Source organism: Salarchaeum japonicum (assembly GCF_049705945.1).
GTDB classification, from domain to species: domain Archaea; phylum Halobacteriota; class Halobacteria; order Halobacteriales; family Halobacteriaceae; genus Salarchaeum; species Salarchaeum japonicum_A.
The window spans coordinates 1,867,930-1,880,988 of sequence record NZ_JBNAMV010000004.1 but is presented as its reverse complement, the minus strand read 5'-3'; the positions used below and the strand labels follow the sequence as shown (position 1 = coordinate 1,880,988).

General features: G+C 66.8%; 13 protein-coding genes and 1 tRNA gene. 3 read left to right on the top strand and 11 right to left on the bottom strand.

Annotated features, from left to right (window positions below; all coding sequences use genetic code 11):
• The first annotated feature begins 11 nt into the window (after positions 1 to 11).
• Positions 12 to 1,001, top strand: a complete 990-nt coding sequence (locus ACOZ4O_RS11970; protein WP_424525538.1) for a PLP-dependent cysteine synthase family protein — start codon at positions 12 to 14, stop codon at positions 999 to 1,001.
• Between the two features lie 334 nt (positions 1,002 to 1,335).
• Here ACOZ4O_RS11970 and ACOZ4O_RS11965 read toward each other — a convergent pair whose 3' ends face one another.
• From ACOZ4O_RS11965 to panB, 5 genes are all read right to left on the bottom strand, one after another.
• Positions 1,336 to 1,785 carry a DUF5804 family protein gene (locus tag ACOZ4O_RS11965; RefSeq protein ID WP_424525537.1) on the bottom strand — a complete coding sequence of 150 codons (450 nt, stop codon included), beginning with the start codon at positions 1,783 to 1,785 and terminating at the stop codon, positions 1,336 to 1,338.
• Positions 1,782 to 2,954 (bottom strand): tRNA sulfurtransferase, encoded by a 1,173-nt coding sequence (locus ACOZ4O_RS11960; RefSeq protein WP_424525536.1) that lies wholly within the window; start codon positions 2,952 to 2,954, stop codon positions 1,782 to 1,784. Before ACOZ4O_RS11960 ends, ACOZ4O_RS11965 begins: the two co-directional genes overlap by 4 nt.
• Before the next feature lie 54 nt (positions 2,955 to 3,008).
• On the bottom strand, positions 3,009 to 5,279 hold the full coding sequence (locus tag ACOZ4O_RS11955) for a CDC48 family AAA ATPase (RefSeq protein ID WP_424525535.1): 2,271 nt from the start codon (positions 5,277 to 5,279) through the stop codon (positions 3,009 to 3,011).
• The gene (locus tag ACOZ4O_RS11950; protein WP_424525534.1) at positions 5,276 to 5,521 is read right to left on the bottom strand and encodes a DUF7127 family protein; all 246 of its coding nucleotides are present in this window, start codon (positions 5,519 to 5,521) and stop codon (positions 5,276 to 5,278) included. The genes ACOZ4O_RS11955 and ACOZ4O_RS11950 overlap by 4 nt, the downstream gene beginning before the upstream one ends.
• A 482-nt stretch (positions 5,522 to 6,003) precedes the next feature.
• Positions 6,004 to 6,816, bottom strand: coding sequence for a 3-methyl-2-oxobutanoate hydroxymethyltransferase (gene panB, locus ACOZ4O_RS11945; protein WP_424525533.1), 813 nt, complete (start codon positions 6,814 to 6,816; stop codon positions 6,004 to 6,006).
• 83 nt (positions 6,817 to 6,899) lie between these two features.
• Between panB and ACOZ4O_RS11940 the strand changes: the two genes are divergently transcribed.
• The gene (locus ACOZ4O_RS11940) at positions 6,900 to 7,145 is read left to right on the top strand and encodes a DUF5822 domain-containing protein (RefSeq protein WP_424525532.1); all 246 of its coding nucleotides are present in this window, start codon (positions 6,900 to 6,902) and stop codon (positions 7,143 to 7,145) included.
• Here the strand turns inward: ACOZ4O_RS11940 and ACOZ4O_RS11935 are convergent.
• The 4 genes from ACOZ4O_RS11935 to ACOZ4O_RS11920 all read right to left on the bottom strand — a co-directional run bounded on the left by ACOZ4O_RS11935 (position 7,130) and on the right by ACOZ4O_RS11920 (position 9,851).
• A complete protein-coding gene (locus ACOZ4O_RS11935; RefSeq protein WP_424525531.1) occupies positions 7,130 to 7,645 on the bottom strand; it encodes an HAD family hydrolase in 516 nt (171 codons plus the stop codon). The two genes, ACOZ4O_RS11940 and ACOZ4O_RS11935, sit on opposite strands and share 16 nt — an antisense overlap.
• A complete protein-coding gene (locus tag ACOZ4O_RS11930; protein WP_424525530.1) occupies positions 7,645 to 8,772 on the bottom strand; it encodes an acyl-CoA dehydrogenase family protein in 1,128 nt (375 codons plus the stop codon). The genes ACOZ4O_RS11935 and ACOZ4O_RS11930 overlap by 1 nt, the downstream gene beginning before the upstream one ends.
• A gap of 86 nt (positions 8,773 to 8,858) precedes the next feature.
• On the bottom strand, positions 8,859 to 9,356 hold the full coding sequence (locus ACOZ4O_RS11925) for a helix-turn-helix domain-containing protein (RefSeq protein ID WP_424525529.1): 498 nt from the start codon (positions 9,354 to 9,356) through the stop codon (positions 8,859 to 8,861).
• A 410-nt stretch (positions 9,357 to 9,766) separates the two neighbouring features.
• Positions 9,767 to 9,851, bottom strand: a tRNA-Leu gene (locus ACOZ4O_RS11920).
• Between the two features lie 120 nt (positions 9,852 to 9,971).
• On the opposite strand from ACOZ4O_RS11920, the gene ACOZ4O_RS11915 reads away from it, so the two are divergent.
• Positions 9,972 to 10,529: a DUF420 domain-containing protein gene (locus tag ACOZ4O_RS11915; RefSeq protein WP_424525528.1), complete on the top strand. Its 558-nt coding sequence runs from the start codon at positions 9,972 to 9,974 to the stop codon at positions 10,527 to 10,529.
• On the opposite strand, the gene ACOZ4O_RS11910 is transcribed toward ACOZ4O_RS11915, so the two are convergent.
• A complete protein-coding gene (locus ACOZ4O_RS11910) occupies positions 10,523 to 11,398 on the bottom strand; it encodes a hypothetical protein (RefSeq protein ID WP_424525527.1) in 876 nt (291 codons plus the stop codon). The two genes, ACOZ4O_RS11915 and ACOZ4O_RS11910, sit on opposite strands and share 7 nt — an antisense overlap.
• A 45-nt stretch (positions 11,399 to 11,443) precedes the next feature.
• A complete protein-coding gene (gene purF, locus ACOZ4O_RS11905) occupies positions 11,444 to 12,913 on the bottom strand; it encodes an amidophosphoribosyltransferase (protein ID WP_424525526.1) in 1,470 nt (489 codons plus the stop codon).
• Positions 12,914 to 13,059: the final 146 nt, after the last annotated feature.

Here is a 13,059-nt window from a genome sequence, read left to right as displayed (position 1 = left end):
TAGAGAAGGTAGTGAAAGACAGCATCCTCGACACCATCGGCACGCCGCTGGTTCGCCTGTCGTCGCCCGAGGGTGCGACCGTCGCCGCGAAGGTCGAATCCTTCAACCCCGGCGGGTCCGCGAAGGACCGGCCCGCGCGCGAGATGGTTCGCGCCGCCGAGGAAACCGGCGACATCCGCCCGGGCGACCGCCTCGTCGAGGCGACCAGTGGGAACACCGGCATCGGCCTCGCAGTGGTGTGCGCCGCACGCGGCTACGACCTCACCATCGTCATGCCCGACTCGAAGTCCGAGGAACGCCGCCGACTCCTCCGCGCGTACGGCGTGGACCTCGAACTCGTCGCGGGCGAGATGACGGACGCGAACGACCGCGCCGCCGAGATGGCGCGCGAGAACCCCGACACCTACCTCGTCAGTCAGTTCGAGAACGAAGCCAACCCCCGCGCGCACTACCGCACCACCGCCGAGGAAATCATCGAGCAGGTCGACGGCCGCGAGGTCGACGCGCTCGTCGCCGCCATCGGCACCGGCGGGACGATAACCGGTACCGCCACGCGACTCCTCGAAGCGTACCCCGACATGGAGGTCGTCGGCGTCGAACCCGCGGAGAACCCCGTGCTCACCACGGGCGAACCCGGCCCCGACGACTACCAGGGCATGGGCCCGGGATTCGTCAGCGACCTTCTCGACACCGACCTTCTCGACACCGTCGAAACCGTCGCGTTGGAGGACGCCGAAGCCGAATGCCGCAGGCTCGCCCGCGAGGAAGGCATCCTCGTCGGACAGTCCAGCGGCGCGGCGTCCATCGCCGCCACCCGCGTCGCCGAACGCCTCGCCCAACCCGAACTCGACTGCCCCGAACCACCCGCCGCGCTCGCCGACGACACCCAAACACACCAAGCGGTGTCCGACGGCGGCCAGGACTACGACGACTGCCCGCTCGTCGTCACCATCCTCCCCGACTCCGGCGAACGCTACCTCTCGGCGGGAACCTTTGATTGAGGTTTTTTGCTCTACGGGTCGCCTTCGGCGACCGCTTGAGTAAAAACCTTCACTACTCGCGAGAAGCGTTGCTGCTCGCTATATAGCCAGAAACCAGTGGTTTCTGGTTGGTGAACGAGACGCTTTGCGTCTCGTTAACGCTCGGTTGCCGAACGCTTGTAGAGAACTGAGAAAACATAGTTAGAGCATTCTCAAGCGAGCGGCTCGGAGAGCCCGAGCGCAGAGATTCGCCGCGCGAAGCGCGGGCCGAGGAACCCCCGGAGGGGGTGACGACGGCTTTTGGTCCAGCTTTTGCCGAGCGCCGGCGATGCCGGCGCGCAGCGTAAAAGGTGGGTCAGAAGAACTCGTCCTGTGTCACGCGGACGACGACGGTGTCGTCGTATTCGCTTCGTTCGTAGTCGCCGTCGCCGCCGCTGCCGCGGAGGACGTAGGTGGGGTCGGTGAGGCGGCCGTTGTCGACGCCGTAGACGCGGAGGCGGTTGATGGGGTCGTCGGGGTCGTGGTTGCCGTCCCGGATTTCGCGGGCGAGGGGGCGGGAGAGCCATTCGTGGCGGCTGACGCTGGGGTCTTGGATGAAGGCGTCGCTGGTGAGGCGGGCGAGGTACCAGTTGAGGTCGTTGAGGAGGCTGACGGCCGCGCCGAGGCTGACGGTGTCGAGGACGATGGTGTTGTCCCAAGGTTCGGTGAGGTCGTAGGTTGCGAGCGCGCGGCGGGCGGTGTCGTAGCCGTAGAGGTCGAGGGGGAGGCTGGAGTCATCGTCTTCGACGAGGCAGACCCTGGTCATGCTACCTCCACGCGGTCGCGGTCGGCGACTGCTTCTTCGATGAGTTCGGTGAGGTCGTCGGGGACGGCGGCGCGCACGGCCGCGGGGTCGGCGTTCGTCTCGGGGTAGTCGGGGGCGATGCGGTTACAGCCGGTGTCGACGGTGGCGGTGTCGAACGTCCCGACCTTCCGGGCTTGCGAGACGATGTCCTGTTTGTCCCGCGTGAACAGCGGTCGGTGAATCGGGAGCGTGGTGGCGTCGTCCACGGCGGCGAAGTTCGCGGCGGTCTGACTCGACTTCTGGCCGAGCGCTTCCCCGGTGACGATGCCGACCGCGCTCTCTTCGTCCGCGACCGCTTCGGCGATGCGGTACATCAGTCGGCGGTAGACGAGCATTCGCTCCGCGCCCGTCGCGTCCACGACGCGCTTGACGGCGGGACCGGCGGGGACCTTGTGGACGGTGAGGTCGCGGCCGGACGCGTACGTGGCGAGCCGTCGAACGGTCTCGACGGCGCGCGCCTCGTGGTCGGGGCCGCCGTACGGGCCGAGGTCGAGATATAGCGGAACGATGGGCGACCCACGTTTCATCACTTCGTACGCCGCGACCGGCGAGTCGATGCCGCCCGATACCAACGCAACGAGCGGGCGTTGCGTCCCCAGTGGAAGTCCGCCCGGTCCCGGGCGTTTTTCCAGGAAGACGTAGGCCGCGTCGTTCCGGCACTCGACGAAGAACGTCACGTCGGGGTCGTCCAAGTCGACTTCCGGCTGGAAGTCGCCCTCCACGGCCTCCCAGACGGCTTCCCCGCCGTCCCGGCCGATGTCCTGGCTCGTGAAGTCGTGGCTGCCCGCGCGACGCGCCTCGACCGCGAACGCGCCGCCGTCGTAGTGTTCCCGGGCGGTGTTCGCGAGCGCGCGCCGGATGCCACGCATCGTCGGGTCGACCACGAGACATGGGCTGGCGGAGACGACGCCGAACACGTCCGTGGCGGCGTCCGCTATCGCGTCCACGTCGTCGCCGCGCGCGAAAATCCGCGCCCACCGCACGTCCACGGACGCGTCGATGTCGCGGGCGTCGAGCGTGCGTTCGAGGTTCTCCCGGAGCACGCGCTCCATGTCGGACTGCACCTTCGCGGACTTCGAGCCGACGTCCCCGTGTCGCACGAGCACGGTGTCCGCACCGGGAGGAATCATACCACGCCCTAGTCAGGGAGACGCCTTACGGCCTTCGAAAAATCGAGAACGCGCTTATTGGAAGGCGTGCCCGCTCGCGAACGCCTCCTCTTCGGGGCTCTCGGCCTTCTCGAAGCGCTGTTCGATTTCGTCGTACTGCTCGCGGACGTCCTCGTCCACGCTCGGGCCGACCTCGTCGAGCGCGTCGTCGAAGTGCTGCATCGTGACGCGGACGTTCCCGACGCTCTCAACGGCCTCCTCGGGGCTGACGGAGTTCACGAACTCGCGGGTGGCGTTCATCGTCGCCTCCCGGGCGAGCGCTTCGAGGTCAGCGCCGACGAAGCCGTCGGTGCGCGCGGCGACCTCGTCGAGGTCCACGTCGTCCGCGAGCGGCTTGTCGCGCGTGTGCACCGAGAGGATGGCGCGGCGCGCGTCCTCGTCCGGCACGGGAACGTGGACGTGACGGTCGAGCCGGCCGGGGCGCAGGAGCGCGGAGTCGATGAGGTCGGGGCGGTTCGTCGTCGCGACCACAATCACATCCTCCAGTTCCTCGATACCATCGAGTTCGGTGAGGAGTTGGCTGACGACGCGTTCGCCGACGCCGGAGTCGCTCATGTTCCCGCCGCGCTGGCCCGCGATGGAGTCGATTTCGTCGAAGAACACCACGGTCGGTGCGTTCGACCGCGCCTTCTCGAACACCTCGCGCACGCCCTTCTCGGACTCCCCGACGTACTTGTTGAGGAGTTCGGGGCCCTTCACGGAGATGAAGTTCGAGTTCGCCTCGTTCGCCACCGCTTTCGCGAGCAGCGTCTTCCCCGTGCCAGGCGGCCCGTAGAGCAGGACGCCCTTCGCGGAGTCGAGGTCCATCGACTCGAACACCTCGGGGTAGTCGAGCGGCCACTGGATGGTCTCGCGCAGGCGTTCCTTGGTGTCTTCGAGGCCGCCGACGCTCTCCCAGGTCACGTCCGGCACCTCGACGAAGACCTCGCGGAGCGCGGACGGTTCGATGCCCTTCAGGGCGTCCTTCATGTCGGACTCGGTGACCTGGATGGATTCGAGAACTTCCGCGTCGATTTCCTCGGATTCGAGGTCGATCTGGGGGCGCACGCGGCGGAGCGCGTTCATCGCGGACTCCTTCGCGAGTGATTCGATGTCCGCGCCGACGAACCCGTGCGTGTTGTCCGCGTACTCGTCGAGGTCGATACCCTCGGCGAGCGGCATGCCGCGCGTGTGCACCTGCAGAATCTCTTTCCGGCCGTCCTTGTCCGGGACGCCGATTTCGATTTCGCGGTCGAACCGGCCGCCGCGGCGGAGCGCGGGGTCGATGGCGTCCACGCGGTTGGTCGCCGCGATGACCGTCACGTCGCCGCGTTCCTCCAGGCCGTCCATCAGGCTGAGGAGCTGGGCGACGACGCGGCGCTCCACGTCCCCGCTCGTCTCACCGCGCTTCGGCGCGATGCTGTCTATCTCGTCGATGAAGATGATGGCGGGCGTGTTCTCCTCCGCCTCGTCGAACACTTCGCGCAGTTGTTCCTCGGACTCCCCGTAGTACTTCGACATGATTTCGGGGCCCGAGATGGTCTCGAAGTGCGCGTCGATTTCGTTCGCGACGGCTTTCGCGATGAGTGTCTTCCCGGTGCCGGGCGGGCCGTGCAGGAGCACGCCCTTCGGCGGGTCGATGCCGAGCTGCTGGAAGAGCTCGGGGTGACGCATCGGGAGTTCGATCATCTCCCGAACCTGTTCGAGTTCGTTGTCCAGGCCGCCGATGTCCTCGTACGCGACGTTCGGCGTGGCGTCACCGGACTCCTCGCCGCCGGTCTGAATCTCCTCGGCGGGCCGCTCGGAGAGCTGAATCTCGCTCGAATCCGTGACGACGACGGTTCCCTCCGGCTCCGTCTCCGCGATTTTCACGGGAATCTTCTGGCCGCTCGACGACCCGAGGCCGCCGAACCCGAAGCTGATGTGGACGGTCTGCCCGGCGGTGACGGGGCGGCCGCTCAGGCGGTCGCGGACCATCGGGGAGATGTCGCCGCGAACGCGGAGGTTCTGCGGGAGTGCGACCGTGATGGCGCCGGCGGGCTTGATGTCCGCCTTCTCCACGGAGACCTTGTCGTCGATGCCCACGTCGGCCTCCTGCCGGAGGCGGCCGTCGATGCGCGCGACGCCCTGTCCGTCGTCCTCGGGGTAGCCGGGCCAGACGCGCGCGACGGCGCGCCCGGAGTCCTTCCCGCTGATGACGATGTAGTCGCCGTTTTCGAGGCCGAGTTCCTGCATCGACTGTCGGTCGATGGCGGCCAGTCCACGGCCGGCGTCCTTCTGCTTGAGGGGTTTGACCGTGAGTTTCATCGTTTCACCTCGACAGTGACGATGCCGTTGGTAATAGTTGCTTTCGCCACGTCGCCCGCGGGGACGTCGAACTCGCGCTGGCGGCCTTCGCCGTCGTCGACGAGGATAGCGGTGCCGTCGACGACGTCAACCGTGACGTCGTCGGCGCTCGTACCGAGGTCGGCGACGACGATGGTCCGGTCGTCGTAGTCGTAGCGCCGGACCATTCCACCGCTTTCGCTGACGGAGGTTCGTTCGTTCATGCTAACCCACAGTTAGTCCGCTAAGTATTTAAAGTTTTCTTCGGAGGTGGTCCCACGGGTGCCGGTTTCAGAATAGTAGTAGAAATGCGGTTCACACCCACCACGGGCAACTTCCTATCTCAATGTAGACGCGCCGCATCCTAAACGCCATCGCCCCCAGCACTCACCGCGGACACACGAACGGAACATCCGAAACGAGCGAGAACTCAGCACGCGGGCGGTCACCGCGAGTAGTTCGACTACGAGCGCAATCACACATAGGACAATCACATCGAGTCGTGTTGAAAGACGAATAGAGCGGATCGTCTGTCGGCGCATCTTCGATGCGCCGTTCACCGGTTGCCTCCGGCAACCGGCTTTTTCCCTCCAACGTCAGAGCGGAACTCTGACTGGCTCCCCCTCGCTCGCTATCGCTCGCTCGCGGGAACAGGTTTTTACTCAAGCGGTCGCGCTTCGCGCGACCCGCAGAGTAAAAATGTGGGTTAGTAGAGCTCGTCGAGGTCGTCGTCGGTGTGGCTGTGCTCGTTCGCGGGGAACTCACCGTTCTCGACGTCTTCTTTGTACTCGGTGATGGCGGACTCCATCTCCGCTTTGAGGTTTCCGTACTGTTTCGCGAACGGCGGACTCCAGTCCGTCATCCCGAGCACGTCGGTGACGACGAGGACCTGGCCGTCGGTGTCGGGACCGGCGCCGATGCCGATGGTGGGGATGTCGATGGCGTCCGTAATCTGGGCGGCGACGTTCGCGGGGACGTGTTCGAGCACGAGGCTGAACGCGCCGGCGTCAGCGTGCGCTTGCGCGAGACGGAGGATTTCGGTGGCGGTCTCCTCGGTGGTTCCCTGGCGGGTGTAGCCGCCGAGTTGGTTGACGTGCTGGGGTGTGAGACCGAGGTGAGCCATCACGGGAATCCCGAGCGAGGTGAGGGTGTCGGTGAGGTCGACGGTGTGCTCGCCGCATTCGAGTTTCACCGCTTGCGCGCCCGCTTCCTTCAGGAAGCGCCCGGCGTTCTCGACGCTCTCGGATTCGTTCGCGCCGAAACTGAGGAAGGGCATGTCGGCGACGACGAGCGTGTCGTCCGTCGCGCGCGCGACCGCGCCGGTGCGGCTGACCACGTCGTCCATCGTCACGGGAATCGTGGAGTCGTAGCCCATCACGGCGTTCCCCATGCTGTCCCCGACGAGCACCATGTCGAGGCCGGCTTCCTCGACGGCGGCCGCGGTGGGCGCGTCGTACGCCGTGAGCATGGTTATCGGCTCGTCGCCCGCCTTCCGACGGATGTCCTGAACGGTCGGCATACGTCGAGATGCGCGAGGAACCCGGTAAGCGTTTCCGAACCGGAAGAGCGGGGTTTATGCGGACACGCGCCGTCGGTTCGAACGTGCCAGAGCGCGTCGAGACGCACGAGTCGGAGGGCGTGGACTACGCGTGGGTGATGCAGACGACGTTCGTCCTCACCATCGTCGTCGGCGCGCCCATCGTCGCGCTGCTCTCCGTGTTCACCGACCTCAGAACGTGGACGGGGATGGCGATGTTCGCCGTGCGCGTCGGCGCGGTCGTCTGGATTCTCACCGCCGTCCCCGTCTTCCTCTACGCCCGGAAGCGAGCGCGTCAGTCCTCGACGTAACGGAACTCGGTGCCCGCGCGCACCGCCGTCTTCTCGTCGCGCTCCGCATCGCCAACGAACACCGCGCGCTCGGGCAGAATGTCGAGCGCGCGCACCGCCGCGCGCAACGGCTCCGGATGCGGTTTGCGCTCCGCGACCGAGTCCCGACCGACGACCGTCTCGACGGCGTCGAGCAGGTCGTGACGGGCGAGGGCGATGCGGCAGGCGGCCTCGCAGTTCAGCGAGCAGACCGCCACCGGGACTTCGCTCGCGACGAGTTCGTCCGCCAGCGGGAGACGCCTCGCCTGCGCCGCGCCCTCGCGTTCGTGGTCGCTGATGATGCGCTCAGCAGCCTCGCCGACACCCGCCGATTCGGCGGCCTCCAGCAGTTCCCAGGTCGCGTGCTCCTCGGCGTTCACGCCCTCGGCGTCGAGGAGCGCGCGGAGGTCGGTCGTCACCGCTCGCCAATCCACTGGGAGGTCGACGAGCGTCCCGTCCAAGTCGTAGACGACGCCGTCCATCAGTCGAGGAGGCCGCGAGCGATGACCTCCTTCTGAATCTCGGAGGTGCCCTCGTAGATGGTCGTTATCTTCGCGTCCCGGTAGTAGCGCTCCACGTCGAAGTCGGTCGTGTAGCCGTAGCCGCCGTGAATCTGTACGGCCTCGTTCGTGATGTCGACCGCGGCCTCGCTCGCGTGGTACTTCGCCATCGCCGCCGCCTCCTGGTAGGATTCGCCGCGGTCCGCCTTCGCCGCCGCGTCACGGCAGAGGAGGCGAGACGCCTGGAGTTCGGTCCGCATCTCAGCCACCTTCTCCCGGATGCTCCCGAACTGACCGATGGGCTGGTCGAACTGCTCGCGCTCCTGCGCGTACTCGACTGCGTCGTCCAGCGCGGCCTGTGCCAGCCCCACGGCCTGCGACGCGATGCCGACGCGGCCGCCCGTGAGAATGTGGAGCGCCGCCGACAATCCCTCGCCCTCCGGCGTCAGCCGGTAGTCGGCGGGGATGCGCGCGTCGTCGAACGTCAACGTCGTCGTGTCGCTCGCGCGCAGGCCGAGTTTGTCCTCGCGCGAACCGACCGAGAGGCCGTCCGTGTCCTTCGGCACGACGAACTGCGTGACGCTCCCCGGGTCGTCCCGGTCGGTCTTCGCGAACAGGATGACGACGCCCGAGCGCTCGCCGTTCGTGATCCACTGCTTCGTGCCGTTGATGACGTACTCCTCGCCCTCGCGGCGCGCCTCCGTCTCCATCCCCGCCGGGTTCGACCCCGCTTGCGGTTCGGAGAGCGCGAACGCACCGACCGGCCGCCCCGCCGCCATCTCCGGCAGCCAGCGCTCCTTCTGCGCGTCGCTCCCGAACTCCGCCAGACACGACGTGGCGAGACAGTGCACCGAGAGCGCCGTCGCCACCGACAACATCCCGTACGCCAGTTCCTCGTTCACCACGCTGTACGTGAGTTTCTGCACGTCCAGCCCGCCGTACTCCTCGGGCACCGTCATCGCCGTCAAATCGAGGTCGCCGAGCGTGTCCCACACGTCTTCGGGGAACGACTCCGTCCGGTCGGCCTCCGCGGCCACGGGCGCGAGTTCCTCCACCGCAACCTCGTGTGCGACCTCCCGAATCGCCTCCTGCTCCGCAGAGAGCTCCATACGCAATACTCGCCGGAAGAGGAGAAAAAACGCCGGGTTCCACACCCACGACTAGCCAGCACGCGCCACCGTACGCGCCGCGAGAACTACTCTTGGGTCACGTCAACGTCGAGTCGGTCCTCCAGCTTCGCGATGAGCGACCCGCCCACGCCCGCGCGGTTCGCCCGCCCCTGCTCGACCGCCAGCAGGTCGTTCTCGTCGATACCCAGTTCGTCCGCCAACTCCTCCAGCTGGAGACCCTCCGACTGCCGCGCCTTCTGAATCTGTCGCCCGTAATCCGAGGAGAGATACGGGAGCTGGTCGCCCTCGTAGTTCGTTCCCTCCTCCTCCCAGCGCTTCGAATCGCCCGACACCGCGTCGAACTGTTGCGCCGTGTTCTGCGCCGCCTGCTTCCGACGCTGCTGTTCCTCCGACACCTCGCGCTCGGTCTTCGACGACTCGTCGAGGTTCGCGCAATTCGAACACACCTGCAACTCCGCGCCCGCAACGCTCGCCGTCGTCAACGACTCCGACGAGGTCCCGCAGAGCTCACAGGACCCACTGGACCCCCCACCGGAGGACCCACCGGTCGAATACTTGGCCATACACACCCCTATGATGCACTACCCATTTTAACACCTCGCTTACCGGCACGAGCGCGGACAAAAACTGAGGGCGGAACACGCCACGGCTGGTCGGTGCTCGGGAGTGTTCAGGAAAGCTATCGCCGTTGCTGGTCGGTGTTGGTTCGTCAGTAATGGTTGTGCGTGGGTGAGCGGGCCGGACCGCTTCGCGGCCCGGCTGCCACCCGAACCCTCCGGGTTCGGGATGCTAAACTGGACGGTCACACCGTCCAGTTGCCGACTCAACTCTACAGAGTCGAGCAGTGTCCCGGTAGGGGATAGCACCGTTGCTGTTGGGTGTTGTTTCGTCAGTAAGGTTGTGCGTGGGTGATGTCCCGGTAGGGGAAATCACCGTGCATCGCAGCGTTGGACGGTGAGTCCGTCCGGTGCGATGCGTGGGACAGGATTTGAACCTGCGAACCTCTACAGGACAGCGCCCTCAACGCTGCGCCTTTGGCCTAGCTTGGCTACCCACGCTCGCGCGTGTTTCGCTGCACTCCATCGTAGCCGCGGCCATAATAAAACCCCTACGATTCGCGGGCCGAGTGGGGAGTGGCCGCACGGTAGTGTTTTGGCGCGGGCGGCGCAAGCAGGGGTATGCAGTCGTTCGTTCGGCGGCACACGGTCGGGGTCTCGGGAGTGGTGAGCGCGCTCGCACTCGCGGTGGTCGTCGCGGCGGTGCGCGGCGTGATTCCCGCCTCGGCTCTCCCGACCTACGACCCACTGGTCTCCGTCATCCCGTCGCTGAACGCGCTCATCAGCGCGACCGCCATCGTCACCATCGCGCTCGGCTGGCGGGCCGCCCGGAACCGAGACTTCACTCGGCACCGCGCGTTGATGGGGACAAGCACGCTGTTGTTCGCGGGGTTCCTCGCCTTCTACCTCTACCGGCTCACCGTCCACGGCACCACCGAGTTTGGCGGCCCCGACGCCGTCTATCAGTTCCTCTACCTCCCGATTCTGACAGTTCACATGGCGCTCGCGATGGTGTGCATCCCGCTCGTGGTGTACGCGCTCGTTCTCGCCAGTACGCACGCAGTCACAGAACTCCCGGGCACGCCGCACGCGCGCGTCGGCCGGGTCGCGGCGTCCCTCTGGATGGTCTCTTTCTTCCTCGGAATCGTCGTCTACCTCCTGCTGTACGTCGTCTACTGACGCCACGGCGTCCACGCGGGCGGTGACACCGGGAGCACGACCGGCCGCCACGTCACCGTCGTCCGGTGGTGCTCGGTCGACAGGTCGGTTCTGAGCGTGCGCGTCCGCGTGAACGACAGCACGCGCCCCGACTCGGAGAGTTCGAGCGTCGCGGAGAACGCGGTCACCGGTCGGTCCGCGTCGTACGTGCCGTTCTCCGCGACGAGCGTCGTCACGGTCGTTCCGTTCCGCTCCTCGACGCCCGCCACGGCGAACTCGGCGCTCGTGAGAGTCGACTGGAGCACGCGCTGCTGGGTCGCCGCGTTCCGGAGTACGCGGTCGTAGAGGTCGCTGCGGTTGCGCTCGTTGACGCTCACGTTCGCGTCCTGAACCGCCCGAGTTGCGACTGCCGTGCGGTTCGCGTAGTACCGCGCGTCCTGCACAGTCGTCTCGTTTCCGATGGTGTTCGCGCCCGTGTTCGTCCAGCGGACGCGACTCCCGTTCGGCGCGAACTGCACGACGGACTGCGACACGATGCCGAACGGTTCGCCCCTGACGACGCCGTCGATAGTCGTCTGCGAGACCGTGTACGCGCCGCGCTCGACGATGGTCGTCTGGTGCGCGGCGAGGAGACGGCTAGCGTTCTCGACGCCCGCAGCGGTGACGCCGGGTGGGTAGTCGCCGTCAGCCGGCGCAGTCACCGACTGAGTCGTCGTTTCCGCTGGCGTTTCGGGAGTCGTTGCCGCTGTCGTCGCCGAGTGCGTGGACTGAGTCGGATTGTCGGTTGTCGGCGATGTCGGCGCGGGCGTCGACGTGTCGGCGACGGGTGCGCCACAGCCGGCGAGGAGGAGCGCGATACAGACGGCGGCGAGCGGGAGGACGCGAGTCACGCCTGGCCGTAGCGCGAGCGGACTGAAAAAACCGGCCGACTCCGGTCAGTCGTCGGCGGACGCGACGCCGGGACGTTCGACCTCGCGGTCGGTCGTCTCCCCGTCGATGTCGTAGGGGTACTCGCCGGTGACGCAGCCGAGGCAGAGGTCGTCGCGGGACTTCCCGATAGCGGACGCGACCGCGTCCACCGAGAGGTAAGAGAGGCTGTCCGCACCGATCTCCTCCCGGATTTCCTCGGTCGATTTGTCGGCGGCGATGAGTTCCTCGCGGGTGGCCATGTTGATGCCCATGTAGCAGGGCGCGAGGATGGCGGGCGCGCCGATGCGGACGTGGACTTCCGCCGCGCCCGCGTCCCGGACGAGTTCGACGAGCTGGTTCGAGGTCGTGCCGCGGACGATGCTGTCGTCGATGATGGTGACTGATTTCCCCTCCACGGTCGAGCGAATGGGGTTGAGTTTCAGGCGGACGGCGCGCTCGCGGGCCTCCTGTGTCGGCATGATGAACGTCCGGCCGACGTACCGGTTCTTCATCAGTCCCTCCGCGAACTCGACGCTCGCGCCGTCCTCGTTGGCGGCGTCAGAGTAGCCGGACGCGAACGCGCGCCCCGAGTCCGGGACGGGCATCACCACGTCGGTGTCCACGCCGGACTCCGCCCAGAGCTCCCGGCCGAGGTCGCGGCGGACCTCGTAGACGAGTTCGTCGTCGATGACGGAGTCCGGGCGCGCGAAGTAGACGTACTCGAAGAAGCAGTGCGCGTGCCGGTCGCGCTCGAACAACTGGTAGGAGTCGAATCCCGACCCGTCCTCGTGGAGCACGACGAGTTCGCCGGGCTTCACGTCACGCACGAGGTCGCCGCCGAGCGTGTCGATGGCGGCGGATTCCGAGGTGATAACGTAGCCGTCGTCGAGTTCGCCGATGCAGAGCGGGCGGTTCCCTTCCGGGTCGCGGACGCCCATCACGGTGTCGTCGTGCATGATGGTGAGCGCGTAGGAGCCGTGAATGCGCTCCATCGTTCGCTTGACGGCGCGGACGAGGTCGGCTTCGAGGAGGTTTCGCGCGATGTCGTGCGCGATAACTTCGGTGTCGCCGTCGCTCGTGAACGCGTGCCCGGTCGCTTCGAGTTCGTCCCGGACCTCGTCGGCGTTCACGAGGTTGCCGTTGTGGCTCAGGCCGAGCGCGCCGCCGCGGAAGGACACGGAGAACGGCTGCGCGCAGGACTTATCGAGGCTTCCCTCGGTGGGATACCGGACGTGCCCGAGCCCCGTGCGTCCGGTGAGGGCGTCGATGTCGGACTCGTCGAACGCGTCGCCCACGAGCCCCATCTCGACGTGCTGGTGTTGCTGGAAGCCGTCGTGGGTGACGATGCCCGCCGACTCCTGGCCGCGGTGCTGGAGCGCGTACAGCGCATAGTACGTCGGGAGCGCCGCGTCCCGCTCCGCGAGGCTGATGCCGACGACGCCGCACTTCTCGGTCATTCCGGTCGCGGGGCGGCTCGCGCCAGCGCCATCTTCCATGGATAGCTCTTGAACTGTCCACGAATAAAAACACCCGTGATTGTGCCTCGGATGCCGCTATCACCACCAAATAGTATCCAGTATCGTGCATACTATCGCGGAACGGGCGAAGGGGAGACCACCGAATAGTCGAGTCGTACGGTAGC

Bases quoted from the DNA above. Each gene is read 5' to 3' on its own strand.
- ACOZ4O_RS11965 (WP_424525537.1), bottom strand. From the start codon at position 1,785: ATGACCAGGGTCTGCCTCGTCGAAGACGATGACTCCAGCCTCCCCCTC.
- ACOZ4O_RS11960 (WP_424525536.1), bottom strand. From the start codon at position 2,954: ATGATTCCTCCCGGTGCGGACACCGTGCTCGTGCGACACGGGGACGTC.
- ACOZ4O_RS11955 (WP_424525535.1), bottom strand. From the start codon at position 5,279: ATGAAACTCACGGTCAAACCCCTCAAGCAGAAGGACGCCGGCCGTGGA.
- ACOZ4O_RS11950 (WP_424525534.1), bottom strand. From the start codon at position 5,521: ATGAACGAACGAACCTCCGTCAGCGAAAGCGGTGGAATGGTCCGGCGC.
- panB (WP_424525533.1), bottom strand. From the start codon at position 6,816: ATGCCGACCGTTCAGGACATCCGTCGGAAGGCGGGCGACGAGCCGATA.
- ACOZ4O_RS11935 (WP_424525531.1), bottom strand. From the start codon at position 7,645: ATGGACGGCGTCGTCTACGACTTGGACGGGACGCTCGTCGACCTCCCA.
- ACOZ4O_RS11930 (WP_424525530.1), bottom strand. From the start codon at position 8,772: ATGGAGCTCTCTGCGGAGCAGGAGGCGATTCGGGAGGTCGCACACGAG.
- ACOZ4O_RS11925 (WP_424525529.1), bottom strand. From the start codon at position 9,356: ATGGCCAAGTATTCGACCGGTGGGTCCTCCGGTGGGGGGTCCAGTGGG.
- ACOZ4O_RS11915 (WP_424525528.1), top strand. From the start codon at position 9,972: ATGCAGTCGTTCGTTCGGCGGCACACGGTCGGGGTCTCGGGAGTGGTG.
- purF (WP_424525526.1), bottom strand. From the start codon at position 12,913: ATGGAAGATGGCGCTGGCGCGAGCCGCCCCGCGACCGGAATGACCGAG.